This is a genomic window from Stutzerimonas kunmingensis, from assembly GCF_014764705.1.
Taxonomy (GTDB): domain Bacteria; phylum Pseudomonadota; class Gammaproteobacteria; order Pseudomonadales; family Pseudomonadaceae; genus Stutzerimonas.
Window position 1 is genome coordinate 116278 of sequence record NZ_JACXXG010000005.1, and the last position, 18511, is coordinate 134788.

The following is an 18511-nucleotide window of genomic DNA, read 5'->3' on the forward strand; positions in this document are numbered from 1 at the left end:
CCCCGTGCATTTCATGACCGGTTAGGCATAATGGCTGCCTCGTTTTTCACCTCAAGCAGCCTTCCTATGCAGAATGAACCTCGTAAGGTCCGCGAATTTCGTCGCCGCGAACAGGAAATCCTCGATACCGCGTTGCAGCTTTTTCTCGACCAGGGAGAGGACAGCGTTACTGTCGAGATGATTGCCGATGCGGTCGGTATCGGCAAAGGCACGATCTACAAGCACTTCAAGTCCAAGGCCGAAATCTACCTGCGGCTGATGCTGGACTACGAGCGCGACCTGAACCAGATCCTCCACTCTCCCGACCTGGACCGCGACAAGGAAGCGCTTTCGCGCGCCTACTTCGAGTTCCGCATGCGCGACCCGCAGCGCTATCGGCTGTTCGACCGCCTCGAGGAGAAAGTGGTCAAGGGCAATCAGGTGCCGGAAATGGTCGAGCAGCTGCACAGCATCCGCGCCTCCAACTTCGAACATCTGACCCAGTTGATCAAAGGCCGTATTGCCGAAGGCAAGCTGGAAGACGTGCCGCCGTATTTCCACTATTGCGCCGCCTGGGCGCTGGTGCATGGTGCGGTGGCGCTGTACCACTCGCCGTTCTGGAGCAACGTGCTGGAAGATCAGGACGGCTTCTTCCAGTTCCTCATGGATATCGGCGTACGCATGGGCAACAAGCGCAAGCGTGACTGAATCGGCGGCAGCGTGAAGATCGAACAGGCGTGGACGCAATGAACGTGAGCGAGTTTCCCATCCGCTACATCGAGCCGGTATTTCGGCCGCCCAGCGAGGCGCATTCGCTGATCCTGCCGGTGACCAATGGTTGTTCCTGGAACAGCTGTACCTTCTGTGAGATGTATACCTCGCCGCAGAAGAAGTTTCGTGCTCGCGATGAGGCGGAGGTGCTCGACGAGATCCGTCGTTGCGGCGAGCAGTTGATCGTGCAACGCGTATTCCTCGCCGATGGTGACGCCTTGGTGTTGCCGACCCACCGGCTGTTGAGAATCCTTGAACAGATCCGCCAGTGCCTGCCCGAAGTTCAACGTGTCTCGAGCTATTGCCTGCCACGCAACCTGCGCAAGAAGTCGGTTGCCGAGCTGCAGGAACTGGCGGATGCGGGGCTCGGCATGGCCTATGTCGGTGCCGAGTCCGGCGACGATGAGGTGCTGGCGCTGGTCAACAAGGGGGAGACCTATGAATCGACGCTCAGCGCGCTGGATAAGCTGGGGGCGGCGGGCATCGCACGCTCGGTGATGATTCTCAACGGGCTTGGCGGTCGCCAACTGAGTCGCCAGCACGCACGCAATTCGGCGCGGCTGATGAATGCAGCGCAGCCCGAGTTTCTGTCCACGCTGGTGGTCAGTTTTCCGCAGGGTGAAGCGCGTTTTCGGCAAACCTTCGAGGATTTCGAGCCGCTGGTGCCGGCCGATCTGTTTCGCGAACTGGAGTGGTTGCTGGAGGATCTGGAGCTGACCGATACGGTTTTTCGCAGCGATCACGCGTCCAATTATCTGGTGCTTAAAGGCATTTTGGGTGCCGATAAGCCTGGCCTGCTGCGTCGGGTACGTGAGGCCATCGAAGACCCGCGTAACGCTCCGTTGCGTCAGGAGTGGCAGCGAGGGCTGTAGCCGCCTCGTTCGAGCGGGGAGTCGAGAGCATCCAGCTGAACCGGCTCGCCTCGGTGCTGGAAGTGGCGTGGATGCTGCATTGGCTGTCGAATCGTCGGTTTTTCGTCGCCGTCCTATGAGGTGAGTTTCATGCGATTTCTGTTACTGGCAGTGCCAGGCTTGCTTGCATTGCTCTTGCTTTCTGGCTGCATGAAGGTCAGCGACATGGCGGAGGGTACCCGTTATCACCTTCGCGATGCCGGAATTCTGGATCATAGCGAAACCCGTCGTTCCAACTCCTGGCGCCTGCAGGCGGACTCATTCATCTATATCGCGCAGGGACATTTCGTGCCGCCCGGTGACGCATACCCGCGGCCGAACGTCGTGGCCGAAGAGGCCTTCAGCGGGTTTGTCGAGTACTTCCCAATGGTTCGTCGAGCCCGTGGCCCGCTCGGGCTCGAGGAGGCAATGGCCGAAGCGTCGGCAATGGGGGCGCATTATCTGCTGTATCTGCGGTTTGCCGCGGCTGATGATCGCATCGGCAGTTTCGACGAGCTGAACGATCAGCGCGCACTGGATCGCCTTGGTGTCGATTCCGGCGTGGTGCAGTTGATGCTGGTGGAAACCGGAACTCGCTATCTGGTCGATACCGCTCGCATTCGTAATCGTGGCGGCGTGCTCGGCATCTACGATGCCAAGCCGGAGCAACTCTTGCGTCCGCCACTGCAGGACTATGCTCGTCGTTTGTTGGGCCTGTCACGTTGAGCGATGTGGCAGTATCGGGAACAGGCGATTACCTCATTCAATCGAGGAGGACCGAATGACCGATACAGGCAAGGCTGGGGATCTGCTGGCGCAGCTGTCCGCTGGCGGGAAGAAGAAAGGGTTGCCGCCGGTGCATCTGTGGAACCCTCCGTTCTGTGGCGATCTGGACATGCGCATCGCGCGCGACGGGACCTGGCACTATCAGGGTTCGCCGATCGGGCGGCCGGCAATGGTGCGTTTGTTTTCCACGGTGATTCGCCGCGACGGCGACGACTACTTCCTGGTGACACCGGTAGAGAAGGTCGGTATCCAGGTCGAAGATGCGCCTTTCGTTGCGGTCTGGCTGGAAGTCAGTGGCGAGGGTGAGACGCAAAGCCTGCGCTTTATCACCAATGTCGAGGACGAGGTCGAGGCTGGTGAAGAGCACCCTTTGCGCGTTGTCACCGACCCGCAAACGCAGGAGCCGGCGCCATATGTGCATGTGCGTGCCAACCTCGAGGCACTGATCCATCGCAATGTGTTTTATGAGCTTGTGGAGCTGGCGGTGCCCGGCAAGGTAGATGGCAAGGATTACCTCGGTGTGTGGAGTGGCGGGACGTTCTTCCCGATTGGCGCCGCTGAGTAGCTGTTTCGTTACCCATGATCAAAAAAGGCTCCCGAGGGAGCCTTTTTTGATGGTCTTACATGTTGGGGTAGTTCGGTCCGCCGGTACCTTCGGGCGCGACCCAGGTGATGTTCTGCGCCGGGTCCTTGATGTCGCAGGTCTTGCAGTGCACGCAGTTCTGCGCGTTGATCTGGAAGCGCTTGCTGCCATCGTCGTTGCTCACGACCTCGTAAACGCCGGCCGGGCAGTAACGCTGTGCCGGTTCGTCGTACATCGGCAGGTTCTTTTCGATCGGAATGCTCGGGTCGGTCAGTTTCAAGTGAACCGGCTGCTCTTCCTCGTGGTTGGTATTGGAGAGGAATACCGAGGAGAGCTTGTCGAAGCTCAGCTTGCCGTCCGGCTTGGGGTAGTCGATTTTCTTCGACTCTGCAGCCGTCTTGAGACAGGCGTAGTCCGGCTTGGTGTCGTGCAGGGTGAAGGGGATCTTGCCACCGAAGATGTTCTGATCGATGAAGTTGAACGCGCCACCCTTGATTGCGCCCCACTTGTGAATGGCAGCGCCGAAGTTGCGGCTCTTGTATAGCTCGTCGTACAGCCAGCTGGACTTGAAGCCCTCTTCGTACGCGGTCAGTTCGTCGCCACCTTCGCGTCCGGCCAGCAGTGCGTCCGCAGCGGCTTCGGCAGCCAGCATGCCGGACTTCATCGCCGTGTGGCTGCCCTTGATCTTGGCGAAGTTCAGGGTGCCGGCGTCGCAGCCGATCAGTGCACCGCCATTGAATACCATTTTCGGCAGGCAGTTGATGCCGCCCTTGGCGATCGCACGTGCGCCATAGGAAACGCGCTTGCCGCCTTCCAGGTACTGCTTGATCACCGGATGGTGCTTGTAGCGCTGGAATTCGTCGAACGGCGACAGATACGGGTTGCTGTACGACAGGTCGACGATCAGGCCGACGACCACCTGATTGTTTTCCAGGTGATAAAGGAAGGAGCCGCCGGTGTTTTCGTCGTTCAGCGGCCAGCCCGCGGTGTGTACCACCAGGCCCTGCTCGTGCTTGGCCGGATCGATGTCCCACAGTTCCTTGATGCCGATGGCGTAGTGCTGCGGGTCGACGTTGGCGTTGAGCTGGAAGCGGTTGATCAGCTGCTTGCCGATATGACCGCGGCAGCCTTCGGCGAACAGCGTGTACTTGGCGCGCAGCTCCATGCCTGGCGTGTACATGCCTTCCTTCGGATTGCCTTCGCGGTCGACGCCAAGGTCACCGGTGACGATACCGCGCACGACGCCGTTTTCGTCGATCAGCGCTTCCTGAGCGGCGAAGCCTGGGTAGATCTCGACACCCAGGTTCTCGGCCTGCTGGGCCAGCCAGCGGCACAGGTTGCCGAGGGAAATGATGTAGTTGCCTTCGTTGTGCATGGTCTTGGGGACCAGTGCATTGGGCAGCTTGCTGGCGGCTTCGGCGGTCTTGAGCAGGTAGATGTCGTCACGCTTGACCGGCGTATTGAGCGGGGCGCCGAGCTCTTTCCAGTCAGGGAACAGCTCATTCAGTGCGCGCGGCTCGAAGACTGCGCCGGATAGAATATGGGCGCCTACTTCGGAGCCTTTCTCAACGACGCATACACTGATTTCTTGACCAGCGTCGGCGGCTTTCTGCTTCAGGCGGCAGGCTGCGGATAGGCCTGCAGGGCCGGCGCCGACGATGACAACGTCGAATTCCATGTATTCGCGTTCCATTGGGCTTTCTCCTACTCAGGGCTTGGTTGTTATATAAGTGGTGGAGGGCTGTGATCGGTCCTGACCGAGCCGGGCCGGCGCATTATATATAGACGCTCGAATCGGTCCAATACAAACGTTTGTTTGAATTTTCTGGAAGCCTGTTAGAATCGCCCGAACCGCGTCGTTATGACGGGTCATATGCGTTGTTGACCCCGTCCGCGGCCTGCGGTCAAGATACGGACGGTTTGCACTCGCCGAACAGGGCAGCGGCTATCAAAACCCAAGCCACGAGCAAGGCTCGGTTCGCCTCGGCGGAATTCTATTCACCGGAGAGTAACGAGGAATCCATGAAGGTTCTTGTAGCTGTCAAACGAGTGGTCGATTACAACGTCAAGGTTCGCGTCAAGGCGGACAATTCGGGCGTTGACCTCGCCAACGTCAAGATGTCGATGAACCCCTTCTGCGAAATTGCCGTGGAAGAAGCCGTACGCCTGAAAGAGAAGGGCGTGGCGAGCGAAATCGTTGTCGTCTCCATCGGTCCGACCGCTGCCCAGGAGCAGCTGCGCACCGCGCTGGCGCTGGGCGCCGACCGCGCCGTGCTGGTCGAGTCCAACGACGAACTGAACTCCCTGGCTGTCGCCAAGCTGCTCAAGGCCGTGGTCGACAAGGAGCAGCCGCAGCTGGTCATTCTCGGCAAGCAGGCGATCGACAGCGACAACAACCAGACCGGGCAGATGCTCGGTGCACTGACTGGCTATGCCCAGGGCACCTTCGCCTCCAAGGTGGAAGTGGCTGGCGACAAGGTCAACGTGACCCGCGAAATCGACGGCGGCCTGCAGACCGTCGCGCTCAGCCTGCCGGCGATCGTCACCACGGACCTGCGTCTGAACGAGCCGCGCTACGCGTCGCTGCCGAACATCATGAAGGCCAAGAAGAAGCCGCTGGAAACGCTGACTCCAGATGCGCTGGGCGTCACCATCACGTCTACCGTGAAGACCCTGAAAGTCGAAGCGCCGGCTGCCCGCAGCGCCGGTATCAAGGTCAAGTCCGTGGCTGAACTGGTCGAGAAACTGAAGAACGAGGCGAAGGTACTCTAAATGACTATCCTGGTTATCGCTGAACACAATAATGCCGTCCTCGCGGCCGCTACCCTGAACACCGTTGCCGCCGCCAAGGCCATTGGTGGCGACATCCACGTACTGGTAGCCGGCAGTGGCTGCGGTGCTATCGGTGAAGCAGCCGCGCAGATCGAAGGCGTGGCCAAGGTATTGGTCGCTGACGACGCGGCTTACGCCAATCAGCTGCCGGAAAACGTCGCGCCGCTGATCGCCCGCCTGGCGAAGAACTACAGCCACGTGCTGGCTGCAGCGACCACCAATGGCAAGAACTTCCTGCCGCGCGTTGCTGCTCAACTGGATGTCGATCAGATCTCCGAGATCATCGCTGTGGAAAGCGCCGATACCTTCAAGCGCCCGATCTATGCCGGTAACGCCATCGCTACCGTGCAGTCCAGCGCTGCCATCAAGGTCATCACCGTGCGTGCCACCGGCTTCGATGCCGTGAATGCCACCGGCGGTTCGGCTGCGGTCGAGCAGGTCTCAGGCGCTGGCGATGCTGGCAAGTCGGCTTTCGTTGGCGAAGAGCTGGCCAAGTCGGATCGCCCCGAGCTTACCGCTGCCAAGATCGTCGTTTCCGGCGGTCGTGGCATGCAAAACGGCGAGAACTTCAAGCACCTGTACTCGCTGGCCGACAAGCTCGGCGCGGCTGTTGGTGCCTCCCGTGCCGCGGTCGATGCCGGCTTCGTGCCGAACGACATGCAGGTCGGCCAGACCGGCAAGATCGTTGCACCGCAGCTGTACATCGCGGTGGGTATCTCCGGTGCCATCCAGCACCTGGCAGGCATGAAGGACTCCAAGGTGATCGTCGCGATCAACAAGGACGAGGAAGCGCCGATCTTCCAGGTTGCCGACTACGGCCTGGTGGGCGACCTGTTCGAGATCGTGCCGGAGCTGGAAAAGCTCGTCTGAAGCTGATTGCTGTTGAAGAAACCCGCTCATGTAGCGGGTTTTTTCATGGGCGATGGGCGGGTTCGTCGGTGTACCATCGGCGAACTTCGACCAGCATCAGTTAACTCGCGCAATAAGGGGATCTTCATGCGTTTCGCTTTTCCGTTGAAATTGGCCATGGTCGCGCTGGTGTTGGCAACGCCATTCACGGCAGCGGCAGCGGGGAAGTGCGACCGTCTGGTGGCGACTGGCGCAGCGGACAACCCTCCCTTTCTCTGGCGCGATCCGCAGAACCCGAAGCGTCTGATCGGGGCCAATGCGGACCTGCTTGGGCAGATCGCCGACTCGCTCGATCTGAAACTGGACCTGCTTTACACCGGTGACCGAACCAAAGCGCTCGAAGAGGTGCGCAGTGGCCGGGTCGACGTACTGGCCGATGCGACGCTGACGGTGCAGCGACTCGAAGAACTGGATTTCGTCCACCCGGCCATCCTGCAATTGCAGACCGTCGCCTGGGTACGCAATGAGCCCGGCTTCTTCTATGCCAGCCGTGAAGATCTTGGAGGCCACGCCGGCTTGATCGCTGGCACCAGCCGCTTCGGTAGCGAGTTCGACGCCTTCGCGAAAAAACACCTGCAATTGCAGCCGGTCGCCGACCTCGCTCAGGGGCTGAAGCGGATCGTTGCGGGCAATGGCGACTACTTGCTGCATGAGCGGTACAGTGCAGTCGCGGCGGCTGATGCATTGGGGCTGCTGGACAAGGTGCAGCGTCTCGAACCTCCAGTGGTAGGCCGGGATATGCACCTGGCCATTTCGCACGACTCGGCCTGCAATGATCCCTGGCTGCGCGGACAACTGGCGCGGAAGATGACAGAATTGCGCGCCGCCGGTGTGCCTGAGCAACTGGTGGCGCACAACCTGACCGTCTGGAAGAACCAGCAGTCAGAGCGGGCAAAGGCTTCGAAAAAGTAGGACTCGCCGTGTTGAAAAGACTTTTCGCCAGCCCATTTCTGGTCCTGGTTTTCCTGACTGGCTGTGCCAGTGATCCCGCCCCGACAGAACAACTGCGCCTGAGCTCGCAGGCCGTGGCGCAGGCACGCTCCGTAGGCGCAACCGATGCGTACGAGGAGCTGGTGCTGGCCGAAAGCAAGTTGAGCAAGGCCCAGGAGGCACTCGAGGCGGGCGATAATCGCAAAGCCCGGCTGCTGGGCGAGCAGGCGGAGCTGGATGCTCGTCTGGCGGAGAGCAGGGTTCTGAAGGACAAGCGCGAGGCGCAGATCGACGATCTGAATCGTCGCATTCAGCGGCTACGGCAGTTGCTGGGGGAGGCCAGGTGAGAAGTGGATTTGCGATAGCCCTGGCTGGGCTGATACTGGCCGGTTGCTCGACGCCGCAGACCGAGCTCGAATTGAACCGCGCATCTGCGGCGCTGCAACGCATTCAGGCTGACAGTATGGTCCAGCGCAGCGCGCCGAAGGATGTTCAGCGTGCGCTCGAGACGCAGCAACGCGCCGAGCGTTTCAACCAGTACTGGGGGGGCGCCGCCGACGCCCGGCATTACGCCTACCTGAGTCAGCGCTACAGCGAAATCGCCGCGCAGCAGGGTGAGCTGCTGCAGCATCAGGAACAGGTCGCACGCCTGGAGATGGAGCGCGACCGGTTGCGGCGCATGCTGCAGGACGCCAGGTTGATGACCGCCGAGCAACAGGGTCGCTGGCTGGAAGACCAGATGATGAGCCTGGCTGCCAGCGAAACCGATCGCGGCATGGTCATGACGCTGGGCGACGTGCTATTTCGTGCCGGCAGTGCCGACCTCAGCCACACGGCCAATCGCACCTTGCTCAAGCTGGTGCATTTCCTCCAGCTCAATCCGCAGCGCAAGATTCGCATCGAGGGATACAGCGACAGCCGCGGCGATGCCCAGGAGAATCTCGCGCTGTCACAGGCGCGGGCGCAAACGGTGGCGGATCTGCTGATCAATCTTGGCGTCGCTGCCGAGCGGGTAGAGGTGCGCGGCTATGGTGAGCGCTTTCCGTTGGCCGAGAACGCCTCGGCACGCGGTCGCGCGCAGAACCGTCGCGTTGAGATCCTGTTCTCCGACGCGGAAGGCAATCTCGGTCCCGACCGTTAGTCGCGCGGCCATCTGAGCAGACTGTTTCGCCTAGACGTGACCTAACTGTATTGGTCTGGGTCTCCAGCAGTGCGCTACTGTTACGGTTCAGTTGGCAGGAGACCGGCGAGATGACCAATCTGTTGCTCTATCAGCGCATTGCCCAGCAGCTTGCCGAAGATATTCGGCGCGGCGTATATCGCCCCGGTGAGCGCGTGCCGTCGGTACGCAAGATGAGCCGACAGCTGAGTGTCAGCCACGCCACGGTGTTGCAGGCGTACGCCAATCTCGAAGATCAGGGCATGATCCGTGCGCGCCCGCAGTCCGGCTTCTACGTCCACCAGACGCCCGTACTCACTGCGCCGACGCCGGATATTGCCCAGGTCGAGCGGCCGAAACTGGTCACCCGCAGCAGCATCATCAATCAGGTGCTCAGCGAGTCGCGCCGTGAGGGGCTGATTCCGCTGGGCGCGGCCGTGCCGCATGTGGATTATCTGCCGGTGCGGGCGTTGCACCAGCAGTTGGCCAAGGTCACGCGGTTTCACAGCCCTCGGGCATTCAGCTACATGTTCAGCCCGGGCTACGAGCCTCTGCGCCGCCAGGTGGCGATTCGCATGCGCGATGCCGGTGTGGTGGTGGATTCGAGCGAGATCGTCATCACCCACGGCTGCGTCGACGCGCTGCAGATGTCACTGCGGGTCCTGACCAAGCCGGGCGATCTCATCGCCGCCGAGTCGCCGACCTATTACGGCTTGCTTCAACTGGCCGATCTGCTCGGACTGAAGGTCATCGAGATCCCCAGCGACCCGGATACCGGAATGAGCCTTGAGGCGCTGCAGCTTGCGGCAGGGCAGTGGCCGATCAAGGCCCTGGTGCTGACCGCGCGCCTGAGTAATCCGCTGGGCGTGAGCATGCCTGACCACCGGCAGAAGCAGCTGCTGAGCCTGGCGGCGCGTTTCGACATCCAGATCGTCGAGGACGATATCTATGGCGAACTGATGTTCGACCAGGGCCAGTACAAGGCGCTCAAGTCCAATGATCGGGACGGACGTGTCATCTACTGTTCCAGCTTTTCCAAGACGCTTTCGCCGGGGGTGCGGATCGGTTGGGTCATCGCCGGGCGCCATCAGGCCGAGATCGAGCGCCTGCAGACCTTCAGCACCCATTCGGCGTGCAGCGTCACTCAGATGGGTGTGGCGGCTTATCTGGAGAACGGGGGTTACGATCGACACCTGCGTGCCATCCGCCAGGAGTACCGCAAGAATCTCAGCGCGTTTCAGCTGGCGGTACAGCGCTACTTCCCGGAAGGCACACAGATGACGCGCCCCAAGGGCAACTTCATCCTCTGGGTCAGCCTGCCGGTGCGGGTCAATACCCAGGACCTGCACGTCAGGGCGCTGGAGCGGGGGATCAGCATCGCGCCGGGACTGATCTTCAGCAACACTGAACAATTCAACCACTGCATTCGTCTCAACTGTGGGCTGCCCTGGAATAACGAGACCGAGCGGGCGCTGCGGACACTCGGGCAGCTGGCTTCGGAACTGTGCCGGGATGCCCAGTAGCGCCCCAACCTGCCGCTGTAAGGAGCGATCGGATGCGAAGGCCGCTGTTGTTATTGCTGTCGTTGGCCTTGCTGGGGGGATGCGGGGACGACGAATCGACTTCATCGCGTGCGCCCGCGCCGGTCGAGCAGCTCTCTGAACCGGAGAGTATCGTCGAGCAGGAAGAGGTGCCGCCTGATCTCGATATTGAGCTGGCGCCAATCGAAGAAACCTCCGATGCCGAGCCGCCGGAGGTGGAGATCAGCCTGCCCGAACCCGTTCCCGAGGACGAGGCGCCTGCCCCGGCGCCGCAGCCATCGACGGCCAAGCGCTCCACGCCGCCGCCAGCGAAGGTCGAACTGCCCGAGCCGGAACTCGATCTGCGCTTGCCCGAGGAACTGGTCGAGGAGCTGGCGCCAGGGCCGGGTGATGAATCGATGCGGCTGTTACCGCCGCTTTTCGAGGGTGGCGGGCCGTCGCGATCGATGCAGATCGGCGGCCGGCTGATTTCCGGCGAGGCAGAAGACGAGGAGCTCATCGAGGGCGCGGAGATTCGCCTCGAATTCAAGCGCTGAGGTGCATGCGTTCGCCGGTCCTGCGCTTTAGTCCCTGGCTGGCAGCAGCGATAGCAGCCGCTGCAGTTCATCGGCCGGCATCGGGTGGCTCATGTGGAAGCCTTGCACCTCGGTGCAGCCGTCGTCTTTCAGCAGCCGCAGCTGTTCCTCGGTTTCCACGCCCTCGGCCGTCACGCGCATCTGCAGGCCGCGGCCCAGTTCGATCAAGGCGCGTACGATCGAATGATCTTCCATCGACTGCCCGATACCGGCGACGAAGCTGTTGTCGATCTTTATCACATCGAAGGGGTAGTGGCGCAGGCTGGTCAGCGACGAGTAGCCCGTGCCGAAGTCATCCACGGCCAGGTGTACGCCGAGCGCCTTGATCCGCTTGAGCTGGTCCAGCGTGCCCTGCGTTTCCCGTAGCAGTGCACTCTCGGTAACCTCCAGCTCCAGCCGCTTGCCTGGCAGATCGTTCTCGCCGAGTGCCTGGGCTATCTCGTCGAGTAGCCGATCATCATGCAGCTGCAATGGCGAGAGGTTGACCGAGACGACCGTATCGCCTGGCCAGCGGGTCGCCTGGCTGCAGGCCTGATGCAGTACCCAGCGCCCGAGTGGAATGATCAGTCCGGTATCTTCGGCCAGTGGAATGAACTGCTCTGGCAGTAGCAGCCCACGCTCGGGGTGATTCCAGCGCACCAGTGCCTCGGCGCCGATGATCTGCATGCCGTGGCTCAGGTAGCGCGGCTGGTAGTAGACCTCCAGCTGCTGCTCGGCAATCGCGACGCGCAGTGCCTCTTCGCGCTGGAGCCGCTCGTGCAGCCGCTGATCCATCTCGCGGCCATAGGCACGCCAGGTTCCCCGGCCTGCATCCTTTGCCTGGTAGAGCGCAATGTCGGCGCAACGCAGCAGTTCGTTGGCCTGGTTGGCATCGTCGGGCGCCAGGGCTACGCCGATGCTGGCGCCGATATTGATCTGCTGATCCTCGTAGACGAAGGGCGCGCTGATTGCCTCGATGATGCGGTTGCAGAGACGGTCGATATCGGTGTCTTCGCTCATCCGGTGGAGCGCGACGACGAACTCGTCACCGCCCAGCCGCGCCACGAGGTCGCCGTCGCGGGTGTGTTGGCGCAGGCGGGATGCCACGCCGATCAGTACTTCGTCGCCAGCGGCGTGACCGAGGGTGTCATTCACCGGTTTGAAGCGGTCCAGGTCGATGTAGAGCAGTGTCAGCGCCGAGCCGCTACGAAGCGCCGCCAGATTCTGATCCAGGTAGTCGCGCAGCCGGCTGCGGTTGGGCAGGCCGGTCAGGGCATCGTGCTGAGAGAGGTACTGAACGCGAGCCTGCGCCTTGGTTTCCTCGGTGATGTCGCTAGCGGTGCCGCGATAGCCGACCAGCTTGTCGTCCTGATGGATGGCGCGGGCAGCCAGCCGGCAGAAACGCTCGCAGCCATCGGCGGCACGATAGCTGCTGCGCAGTGGTGCGACCTGTGGTGCCTGGAGCCAGTTCTGCAGCGCAGCACTGTCGCTGATCAACAGTTCCAGCAACGGGCGGCCCAGCCACTGGCTGGATTCGTGTCCGGTGATCTGGCGAAAGCGATTGGAAAGAAAGGTCAGCCGAGCTTGCGCGTCGGTTTCCCAGATCCAGTCGGAAGCGGCCTCGGCGACATCGCGAAAGCGCTCTTCGCTATCCGCCAGTGCGCTGCGACTGGCGGCCAGCCTTGCATAGCTGATGTCGAGCAAGTGCAGGCTGCGCAAGGCATGGCGAATGAGCAACCAGGCGAGCAGCCCCAGCCCCAGGGCCACGGCCGCGAGGATTGGCAGGGTAACCCACAGCAGCAGGCGCCCCGGCTGCGCCGGCGTCCAGGTGAGCTGAATGGTCGAACCATCCTCCAGCAGTCGCTCGATGCGCGGATCATCGGTTGGTGTCGAGTCGGGAGCCAGGCGCAGGCGCTCGATCGCATACTGCTCACCAATCTCCGCCAGCCGCTCGGCATCCAGCAGGTCGACAAACAGCAGAATCGACGCCGGACCTTCGTCCTCGTCGATATCCGTACCACCGGTGGTCAGCGTGGCTGCAGCGACCAGCGCCGGCTGACCGTCAGCCCAGAGCAAAGCGGAGACGCCCGATTCCTCCTCGACAGCTTCCCGGGCTCGCGCCAACAGTTACGCTAAACCGTGCTGGAGAAACACGAAACCGTCGATCGTCTGCAGTTCGCCGCTAACCACGGAATAGGCCGTATCGCCTGCCGAAGTGATGACCAGCACCGCTTCGTAGCCGAAGTCCTTGTACAGGGACGGGCCTAGGTTGGCCTGGGTAAAGGCCCAGTCGAGATCGACCTGGCTGTTTAGGTGCGCGTAGGCATCACCCCAGAATGCATAGTCGACGATGGAGCGGTTCATCGAGTCGCGCTGTGCTTGTAGCGCCTTGCCTGCGAGGAAATGGCTTTGTCGCAGCGCATCCTGATCGATGCGTCTGGCGATATGGATCAGCGCAGCGGCAGCCACAACGAGGGCGATCACCAGCAGCGAGACCATGCCAGGAAGAATACGGCGAGCGAAGATCAATCTGGCCTTCGGTTTGACCGGGCCATCAGCGGGAGGGGGCGTTTGCATGAGGGATTCCTGCCAGCACTGCATTGAAACGCGGCAATGGCGGCATGGTGCCACTGCCGTTCGGCAAAATCATCGTAAATAGCAGCGGGCTGCCGGGCCGAACTGCTGCGTCGGGCGGGCGTTCAGCGGTCGCGGGAGTCCTGCGCGTCCGCCTCGTCGTTGCGTTGAGCGATGCGCTTTTTCTGTTCTTCGGTCAGGGGAATCTTCTTTGCCGTCGAGCGCAGCATCAGCAGGCTACCGACGATCGAGCCCAGCGCGACGAGCAGAATAAGCCAGAAATACCAGGGCATGTTTTTCCTCCGGGCGGTTGGGCGGCAGTGACGAGCCGCACTCTACGTGGCTGCGTCAGGGTGGTCACTATCGGCGTTGCGATAGCTATTCTGACCCCGCAGGGAGGCTTTCGTCGCGCGTGGTGTTTTCTGCGACAATGCGCGCCGACTTTTCCGAGGACGTGTCATGACCTGCCAGACTCCGATTATCGTAGCGCTCGATTTCCCCTCCCGCGATGCTGCTTTGGCATTGGCGCGCCAGCTCGATCCGCGGCTTTGCCGGGTCAAGGTCGGCAAGGAGCTGTTCACGCGTTGCGGTCCGGCGGTGGTCGAGGCGTTGCAGGGAATGGGCTTCGAGGTGTTTCTCGACCTCAAGTTTCACGATATCCCTAACACCACCGCGATGGCGGTGAAGGCCGCTGCCGAGCTGGGTGTGTGGATGGTCAACGTGCACTGCTCCGGCGGTCTGCGGATGATGGCGGTCTGCCGTGACACGCTTTCTGGCATGGCCGGACCCACGCCGCTGCTGATTGGTGTCACCGTGCTGACCAGCATGGAGCAGGACGATCTCGCTGGCATCGGTCTGGATATCGCACCGCAGGAGCAGGTGCTGCGGCTGGCCGGGCTGGCTGCGCAGGCTGGGCTGGATGGACTGGTCTGTTCGGCGCAGGAGGCAGTTCCGCTCAAGGCGCAGTTCCCGGCGCTACAGCTGGTCACACCGGGCATTCGTCCGGCCGGCAGTGCGCAGGACGATCAGCGCCGCATCCTGACTCCGGCCCAGGCCATGGCTGCAGGCTCCGATTATCTGGTGATCGGCCGGCCGATCGCGCAGGCAGCCGATCCGGCGCAAGCGCTGGCAGCCGTGGTGGCCGAGCTGGCATGACGAAAAAAGGCTGGGCCTCACGGCTCAGCCTTTTTCGCAGCGGGCAGTTGCTCAGCTGACCTTGAGCACCAGCTTGCCGAAGTTGCCGCCGGTGAACAGCTTCATCAGCGTGTCCGGGAAGGTCTGCAGTCCCTCGATGATGTCTTCCTTGCTCTTGAGCTGGCCGCTCGCGAGCCATTCGGCCATGTCGCGCATCGCCTCGGGATAGCGAGTGACATAGTCAGTCACCACCATGCCTTCCATTCGCGCGCGGTTGACCAGCAGCGAAAGGTAGTTGGACGGGCCCTTCACCGCCTCCTTGTTGTTGTACTGGCTGATGGCGCCGCAGATCACCACTCGCGCGCCGACGCTGATGCGCTGCAGCACCGTATCCAGGATGTCGCCGCCAACGTTGTCGAAGTACACGTCCACGCCTTTCGGGCATTCGCGCTTCAAGCCAGCGGCCAGATCTTCGTTCTTGTAATCGATGGCGCCATCGAAGCCGAGCTTCTCAGTGAGGAAGCGGCACTTGTCAGCACCGCCGGCGATGCCCACGACGCGACAGCCTTTGATCTTGGCGATCTGCCCGGCAATGCTGCCGACCGCGCCGGCGGCGCCGGAGATCACCACGGTCTCGCCGGCCTTGGGCTGGCCGACCGCGAGCAGCGCAAAGTAGGCGGTCATGCCGGTCATGCCCAGCGCGGACAGGTAACGCGGCAGCGGAGCCTGTTGCGGGTCGACCTTGTAGAAACCCTTCGGCTCGCCGAGGTAGTACGCCTGCACGCCCAGCGCACCGTTTACATAGTCGCCTTCCTTGTAGTCAGGATGCTGCGAGGCAATCACCTTGCCGACACCGAGAGCGCGCATTACTTCGCCGATGCCCACAGGTGGAATGTAGGACTTGGCATCGTTCATCCAGCCGCGCATGGCTGGGTCTATGGACAGGTATTCGACCTTGACCAGAATCTGATTGGGGTCAGGCTCGCTCACCGGCTTCTCGACGTAGTCGAAGGTCTCCCGGGTCGGCGCACCGATCGGCCGCTGGGCTAGCAGGAATTGCTGGTTGAGCAGGGTCATGGAATAAGCCTCGTGTTTGCGAAAGGTTTGGTTTAGCCCGGCCAGCGCCGCGCCGCAAGCTACGTCAGCAGGCTGGAATGAACGGGCATCCAGTTCGGTGATATGACCGTGCCGGCAGTTAAATGCGCGAGCGCATAGCGGTATAAGTTCGACCGGGAAGCCTTGTGCGGTCATTTTGCGGGCGCAAGGTGAGTCGAATTCTTCGGGAAGAACAATCATGAGCATGACATTCTCCGGGCAGGTTGCCCTGGTTACCGGCGCAGCAGCAGGAATCGGTCGCGCCACCGCGCAGGCGTTCGCCGAGCAGGGCCTCAAGGTGGTGCTGGCCGACATCGACGAAGCGGGCATCCGCGACGGCGCAGAAAGCATTCGTGCTGCTGGCGGCCAGGCGATCGCCGTGCGCTGCGACGTCACGCGCGATGCGGAGGTCAAGGCGCTCATTGAGCAGACGCTGGCGCAGTACGGGCGGCTCGATTACGCCTTCAACAATGCCGGCATCGAGATCGAGCAGGGACGCCTGGCCGAAGGCAGCGAGGCGGAGTTCGACGCGATCATGGGCGTCAACGTCAAGGGTGTCTGGCTGTGCATGAAGCACCAGCTGCCGGTCATGCTGGCGCAGGGTGGTGGCGCTATCGTCAACACCGCGTCCGTTGCGGGTCTCGGTGCTGCGCCGAAGATGAGCATCTACGCGGCATCCAAGCATGCGGTGATCGGCCTGACCAAGTCGGCAGCGATCGAGTACGCCAAGAAGCAGATTCGCGTGAATGCGGTATGCCCGGCGGTGATCGACACCGACATGTTCCGCCGTGCCTACGAGGCCGACCCGCGCAAGGCGGAGTTCGCTGCGGCCATGCACCCAGTCGGGCGCATCGGCAAGGTCGAAGAGATTGCCGCCGCGGTGCTGTACCTGTGCAGCGACAGCGCCGCCTTCACTACCGGTCATGCGCTGGCGGTAGATGGCGGGGCGACGGCGATCTGACGGCGCGCCCGGCGCTGTCTGGCCGGGCACCCCTTTCAGCGCCGCTCAGTTACGACGGCGCAGAATCAGCAAGGTGATTACACCTGCGATCAATCCCCACAGCGCCGCGCCGATGCCGAACAGCGTCAGCCCTGACGCCGTGACCATGAAGGTGATTAGCGCTGCCTCTCGCTCGTCGGGCTGCTGCATCGCCTGGGTCAGCCCCGAGCCGATCGAGCCGAGCAATGCCAGCGCGGCGACGGACAACACCAGTGCCGCGGGGAAGGCGGCGAACAGCGCGGCCAGGGTTGCGCCGAAGATGCCGGCAATACCGTAGAACACCCCGCACCAGGCAGCTGCGGTATAGCGTTTTTGCGGGTCGGGATGAGCTTCTGGGCCTGCGCAGATGGCCATGGTGATCGCCGCCAGATGAATGCCGTGGGAGCCGAACGGCGCCAGCAGTACCGAAGCGATGCCGGTGGTGGAGATCAGCGGCGAAGCCGGCACCTGATACCCCTCGGCACGCAGCACGGCCAGGCCTGGCATGTTCTGCGAAGCCATGGCGATGACGAACAGCGGGATGCCGATACTGAAGATCGCCGCGAGGGAAAACGCCGGTGTGGTCCACACCGGCACCGCGACCTGCAGGCTGAAGCGCTGGAAGTCCAGCAGACCGGAAATGCCGGCGATCAGGCAGCCGACCAGCAGCGCTGCGAGCACGGCGTAGCGGGGCTGCATTCGCTTGGCCAGCAGGTAGCTGAAGAACATGCCGAGCACCAGCACCGGCTGAACCTCGACGGCACGGAAAATCTCGCTTCCGATATTGAACAGCACGCCCGCCAGCAGCGCGGCAGCCAGCGATGCCGGTACTCGCCGCATCAGCCGATCGAAGCTTCCAGTCAGGCCGCACAGGGCAATCAGCGCCGAGGCGAAGATGAAGGCGCCGATGGCTTCGGCGTACGGCACGCCGGGCAGACTGGTGATCAACAGGGCCGCGCCGGGCGTCGACCAGGCAACCACCACCGGCGTGCGATAGCGCAGCGACAGGCCGATGCTGCAGATCGCCATGCCGACCGACAGTGCCCAGATCCACGAAGAGATCTGCGCCGTGCTCAGGCCTGCTGCCTGGCCGGCCTGGAACATCAGCACCAGCGAGCTGGTATAGCCGGTGAGCATGGCGATGAAGCCGGCGACGACGGTCGAAGGCGAGCTATCGCTCAGGGGGCGCAGGGCGGTACGGCTGATTTCGTTCATTGCTGATTTCTACTTATGCAAGGTATGACGTCGCGCGGCTGCGGCAGCCTATCCTACAGAGCCTATTGGCCGTGGTCGGGTAGCGTCGCGGTACAGCCGCCCGCGTATTGGACGTAACAGTTGCGACGGGCGTAAGTGCAGGTCATCGCCGCGCCTGGCCGCTGGTATTCGATCTGGCACCCTTGTTGCTATCTAGTCTTTGCCTGCCGCGATACGTCAAAAAAACCGCGGCTGTTGGAGGATTAGATGAGTCAGGGTGTTCAATTCAATCGCTTGATGCTGGAAATGCGGGCCATGCAGACCGATGCAATGGCGCGCGCCAAGCCGGAGGTCAAGACCCAGGAGGTCGGCGCTCCGAGCTTCTCCGACATGCTTGGCCAGGCGGTGAATAAAGTGCACGAAACCCAGCAGGTTTCGAGTCAGCTGTCATCTGCCTTCGAGATGGGGCAGGGCGGTGTCGACCTGACCGAAGTGATGATCGCCTCCCAGAAGGCAAGCGTTTCCTTTCAAGCCATGACCCAGGTGCGCAACAAACTGGTTCAGGCTTATCAAGACATCATGCAGATGCCGGTGTGAGGCG

Annotated in this window: 18 protein-coding genes and 1 pseudogene; 14 read left to right on the top strand and 5 right to left on the bottom strand. The window is 62.2% G+C overall.

Annotated elements, in window-relative coordinates; all coding sequences use genetic code 11:
- Nucleotides 1-66: 66 nt before the first annotated feature.
- The 4 genes from IEG05_RS06690 to IEG05_RS06705 all read left to right on the top strand — a co-directional run bounded on the left by IEG05_RS06690 (nt 67) and on the right by IEG05_RS06705 (nt 2991).
- Nucleotides 67-687 (top strand): TetR/AcrR family transcriptional regulator, encoded by a 621-nt coding sequence (locus IEG05_RS06690; RefSeq protein ID WP_003299617.1) that lies wholly within the window; start codon nt 67-69, stop codon nt 685-687.
- Nucleotides 688-725: 38 nt separating this feature from the next.
- Nucleotides 726-1622: a radical SAM protein gene (locus IEG05_RS06695; RefSeq protein ID WP_125876424.1), complete on the top strand. Its 897-nt coding sequence runs from the start codon at nt 726-728 to the stop codon at nt 1620-1622.
- A gap of 129 nt (nt 1623-1751) precedes the next feature.
- Complete coding sequence (locus IEG05_RS06700; protein ID WP_046621915.1) at nt 1752-2366, top strand: DUF4823 domain-containing protein; 615 nt, start codon at nt 1752-1754, stop codon at nt 2364-2366.
- 55 nt (nt 2367-2421) lie between these two features.
- A complete protein-coding gene (locus tag IEG05_RS06705) occupies nt 2422-2991 on the top strand; it encodes a DUF1285 domain-containing protein (protein WP_046621918.1) in 570 nt (189 codons plus the stop codon).
- Between the two features lie 55 nt (nt 2992-3046).
- Here IEG05_RS06705 and IEG05_RS06710 read toward each other — a convergent pair whose 3' ends face one another.
- The gene (locus IEG05_RS06710) at nt 3047-4702 is read right to left on the bottom strand and encodes an electron transfer flavoprotein-ubiquinone oxidoreductase (RefSeq protein ID WP_046621920.1); all 1656 of its coding nucleotides are present in this window, start codon (nt 4700-4702) and stop codon (nt 3047-3049) included.
- Nucleotides 4703-5031: 329 nt separating this feature from the next.
- Between IEG05_RS06710 and IEG05_RS06715 the strand changes: the two genes are divergently transcribed.
- From IEG05_RS06715 to IEG05_RS06745, 7 genes are all read left to right on the top strand, one after another.
- Entirely contained in the window at nt 5032-5781 is a 750-nt protein-coding gene (locus tag IEG05_RS06715) for an electron transfer flavoprotein subunit beta/FixA family protein (RefSeq protein ID WP_046621922.1), read from the top strand.
- Nucleotides 5782-6711 carry an electron transfer flavoprotein subunit alpha/FixB family protein gene (locus IEG05_RS06720; RefSeq protein WP_046621923.1) on the top strand — a complete coding sequence of 310 codons (930 nt, stop codon included), beginning with the start codon at nt 5782-5784 and terminating at the stop codon, nt 6709-6711.
- Nucleotides 6712-6837: 126 nt separating this feature from the next.
- Complete coding sequence (locus tag IEG05_RS06725) at nt 6838-7662, top strand: substrate-binding periplasmic protein (protein ID WP_031298316.1); 825 nt, start codon at nt 6838-6840, stop codon at nt 7660-7662.
- An 8-nt stretch (nt 7663-7670) separates the two neighbouring features.
- The gene (locus IEG05_RS06730) at nt 7671-8027 is read left to right on the top strand and encodes a DUF4398 domain-containing protein (RefSeq protein WP_042922615.1); all 357 of its coding nucleotides are present in this window, start codon (nt 7671-7673) and stop codon (nt 8025-8027) included.
- Complete coding sequence (locus IEG05_RS06735) at nt 8024-8821, top strand: OmpA family protein (RefSeq protein WP_046621924.1); 798 nt, start codon at nt 8024-8026, stop codon at nt 8819-8821. Before IEG05_RS06730 ends, IEG05_RS06735 begins: the two co-directional genes overlap by 4 nt.
- Nucleotides 8822-8931: 110 nt before the next feature.
- On the top strand, nt 8932-10362 hold the full coding sequence (locus tag IEG05_RS06740) for an aminotransferase-like domain-containing protein (RefSeq protein ID WP_014820876.1): 1431 nt from the start codon (nt 8932-8934) through the stop codon (nt 10360-10362).
- Between the two features lie 32 nt (nt 10363-10394).
- Complete coding sequence (locus IEG05_RS06745; RefSeq protein WP_046621925.1) at nt 10395-10916, top strand: superantigen-like protein SSL4; 522 nt, start codon at nt 10395-10397, stop codon at nt 10914-10916.
- A gap of 27 nt (nt 10917-10943) precedes the next feature.
- Here IEG05_RS06745 and IEG05_RS06750 read toward each other — a convergent pair.
- A pseudogene (locus IEG05_RS06750) lies at nt 10944-13511 on the bottom strand (bifunctional diguanylate cyclase/phosphodiesterase).
- A gap of 122 nt (nt 13512-13633) precedes the next feature.
- A complete protein-coding gene (locus tag IEG05_RS06755; RefSeq protein WP_080950615.1) occupies nt 13634-13801 on the bottom strand; it encodes a DUF2897 family protein in 168 nt (55 codons plus the stop codon).
- A 166-nt stretch (nt 13802-13967) separates the two neighbouring features.
- Here IEG05_RS06755 and pyrF point away from each other — a divergent pair, with 166 nt between their 5' ends.
- Nucleotides 13968-14663: an orotidine-5'-phosphate decarboxylase gene (gene pyrF / locus IEG05_RS06760; RefSeq protein ID WP_046621926.1), complete on the top strand. Its 696-nt coding sequence runs from the start codon at nt 13968-13970 to the stop codon at nt 14661-14663.
- Between the two features lie 51 nt (nt 14664-14714).
- Here the strand turns inward: pyrF and IEG05_RS06765 are convergent, their stop codons facing one another.
- On the bottom strand, nt 14715-15719 hold the full coding sequence (locus tag IEG05_RS06765; protein ID WP_046621928.1) for an NADP-dependent oxidoreductase: 1005 nt from the start codon (nt 15717-15719) through the stop codon (nt 14715-14717).
- A 217-nt stretch (nt 15720-15936) separates the two neighbouring features.
- On the opposite strand from IEG05_RS06765, the gene IEG05_RS06770 reads away from it, so the two are divergent.
- Nucleotides 15937-16698 (top strand): SDR family oxidoreductase, encoded by a 762-nt coding sequence (locus IEG05_RS06770; protein WP_014820870.1) that lies wholly within the window; start codon nt 15937-15939, stop codon nt 16696-16698.
- A gap of 45 nt (nt 16699-16743) precedes the next feature.
- Here the strand turns inward: IEG05_RS06770 and IEG05_RS06775 are convergent, their stop codons facing one another.
- Nucleotides 16744-17931: a benzoate/H(+) symporter BenE family transporter gene (locus IEG05_RS06775; protein ID WP_046621930.1), complete on the bottom strand. Its 1188-nt coding sequence runs from the start codon at nt 17929-17931 to the stop codon at nt 16744-16746.
- A gap of 246 nt (nt 17932-18177) precedes the next feature.
- On the opposite strand from IEG05_RS06775, the gene fliE reads away from it, so the two are divergent.
- Nucleotides 18178-18507 (top strand): flagellar hook-basal body complex protein FliE, encoded by a 330-nt coding sequence (gene fliE / locus IEG05_RS06780; protein ID WP_003299599.1) that lies wholly within the window; start codon nt 18178-18180, stop codon nt 18505-18507.
- The last annotated feature ends 4 nt before the right edge of the window (nt 18508-18511 follow it).

Excerpts from the sequence above, each read along its gene's own strand:
- IEG05_RS06690 (WP_003299617.1), top strand. The coding sequence starts at position 67 with ATGCAGAATGAACCTCGTAAGGTCCGCGAATTTCGTCGCCGCGAACAG.
- IEG05_RS06695 (WP_125876424.1), top strand. The coding sequence starts at position 726 with ATGAACGTGAGCGAGTTTCCCATCCGCTACATCGAGCCGGTATTTCGG.
- IEG05_RS06700 (WP_046621915.1), top strand. The coding sequence starts at position 1,752 with ATGCGATTTCTGTTACTGGCAGTGCCAGGCTTGCTTGCATTGCTCTTG.
- IEG05_RS06705 (WP_046621918.1), top strand. The coding sequence starts at position 2,422 with ATGACCGATACAGGCAAGGCTGGGGATCTGCTGGCGCAGCTGTCCGCT.
- IEG05_RS06710 (WP_046621920.1), bottom strand. The coding sequence starts at position 4,702 with ATGGAACGCGAATACATGGAATTCGACGTTGTCATCGTCGGCGCCGGC.
- IEG05_RS06715 (WP_046621922.1), top strand. The coding sequence starts at position 5,032 with ATGAAGGTTCTTGTAGCTGTCAAACGAGTGGTCGATTACAACGTCAAG.
- IEG05_RS06720 (WP_046621923.1), top strand. The coding sequence starts at position 5,782 with ATGACTATCCTGGTTATCGCTGAACACAATAATGCCGTCCTCGCGGCC.
- IEG05_RS06725 (WP_031298316.1), top strand. The coding sequence starts at position 6,838 with ATGCGTTTCGCTTTTCCGTTGAAATTGGCCATGGTCGCGCTGGTGTTG.
- IEG05_RS06740 (WP_014820876.1), top strand. The coding sequence starts at position 8,932 with ATGACCAATCTGTTGCTCTATCAGCGCATTGCCCAGCAGCTTGCCGAA.
- IEG05_RS06745 (WP_046621925.1), top strand. The coding sequence starts at position 10,395 with ATGCGAAGGCCGCTGTTGTTATTGCTGTCGTTGGCCTTGCTGGGGGGA.
- IEG05_RS06755 (WP_080950615.1), bottom strand. The coding sequence starts at position 13,801 with ATGCCCTGGTATTTCTGGCTTATTCTGCTCGTCGCGCTGGGCTCGATC.
- pyrF (WP_046621926.1), top strand. The coding sequence starts at position 13,968 with ATGACCTGCCAGACTCCGATTATCGTAGCGCTCGATTTCCCCTCCCGC.
- IEG05_RS06765 (WP_046621928.1), bottom strand. The coding sequence starts at position 15,719 with ATGACCCTGCTCAACCAGCAATTCCTGCTAGCCCAGCGGCCGATCGGT.
- IEG05_RS06770 (WP_014820870.1), top strand. The coding sequence starts at position 15,937 with ATGAGCATGACATTCTCCGGGCAGGTTGCCCTGGTTACCGGCGCAGCA.
- IEG05_RS06775 (WP_046621930.1), bottom strand. The coding sequence starts at position 17,931 with ATGAACGAAATCAGCCGTACCGCCCTGCGCCCCCTGAGCGATAGCTCG.
- fliE (WP_003299599.1), top strand. The coding sequence starts at position 18,178 with ATGAGTCAGGGTGTTCAATTCAATCGCTTGATGCTGGAAATGCGGGCC.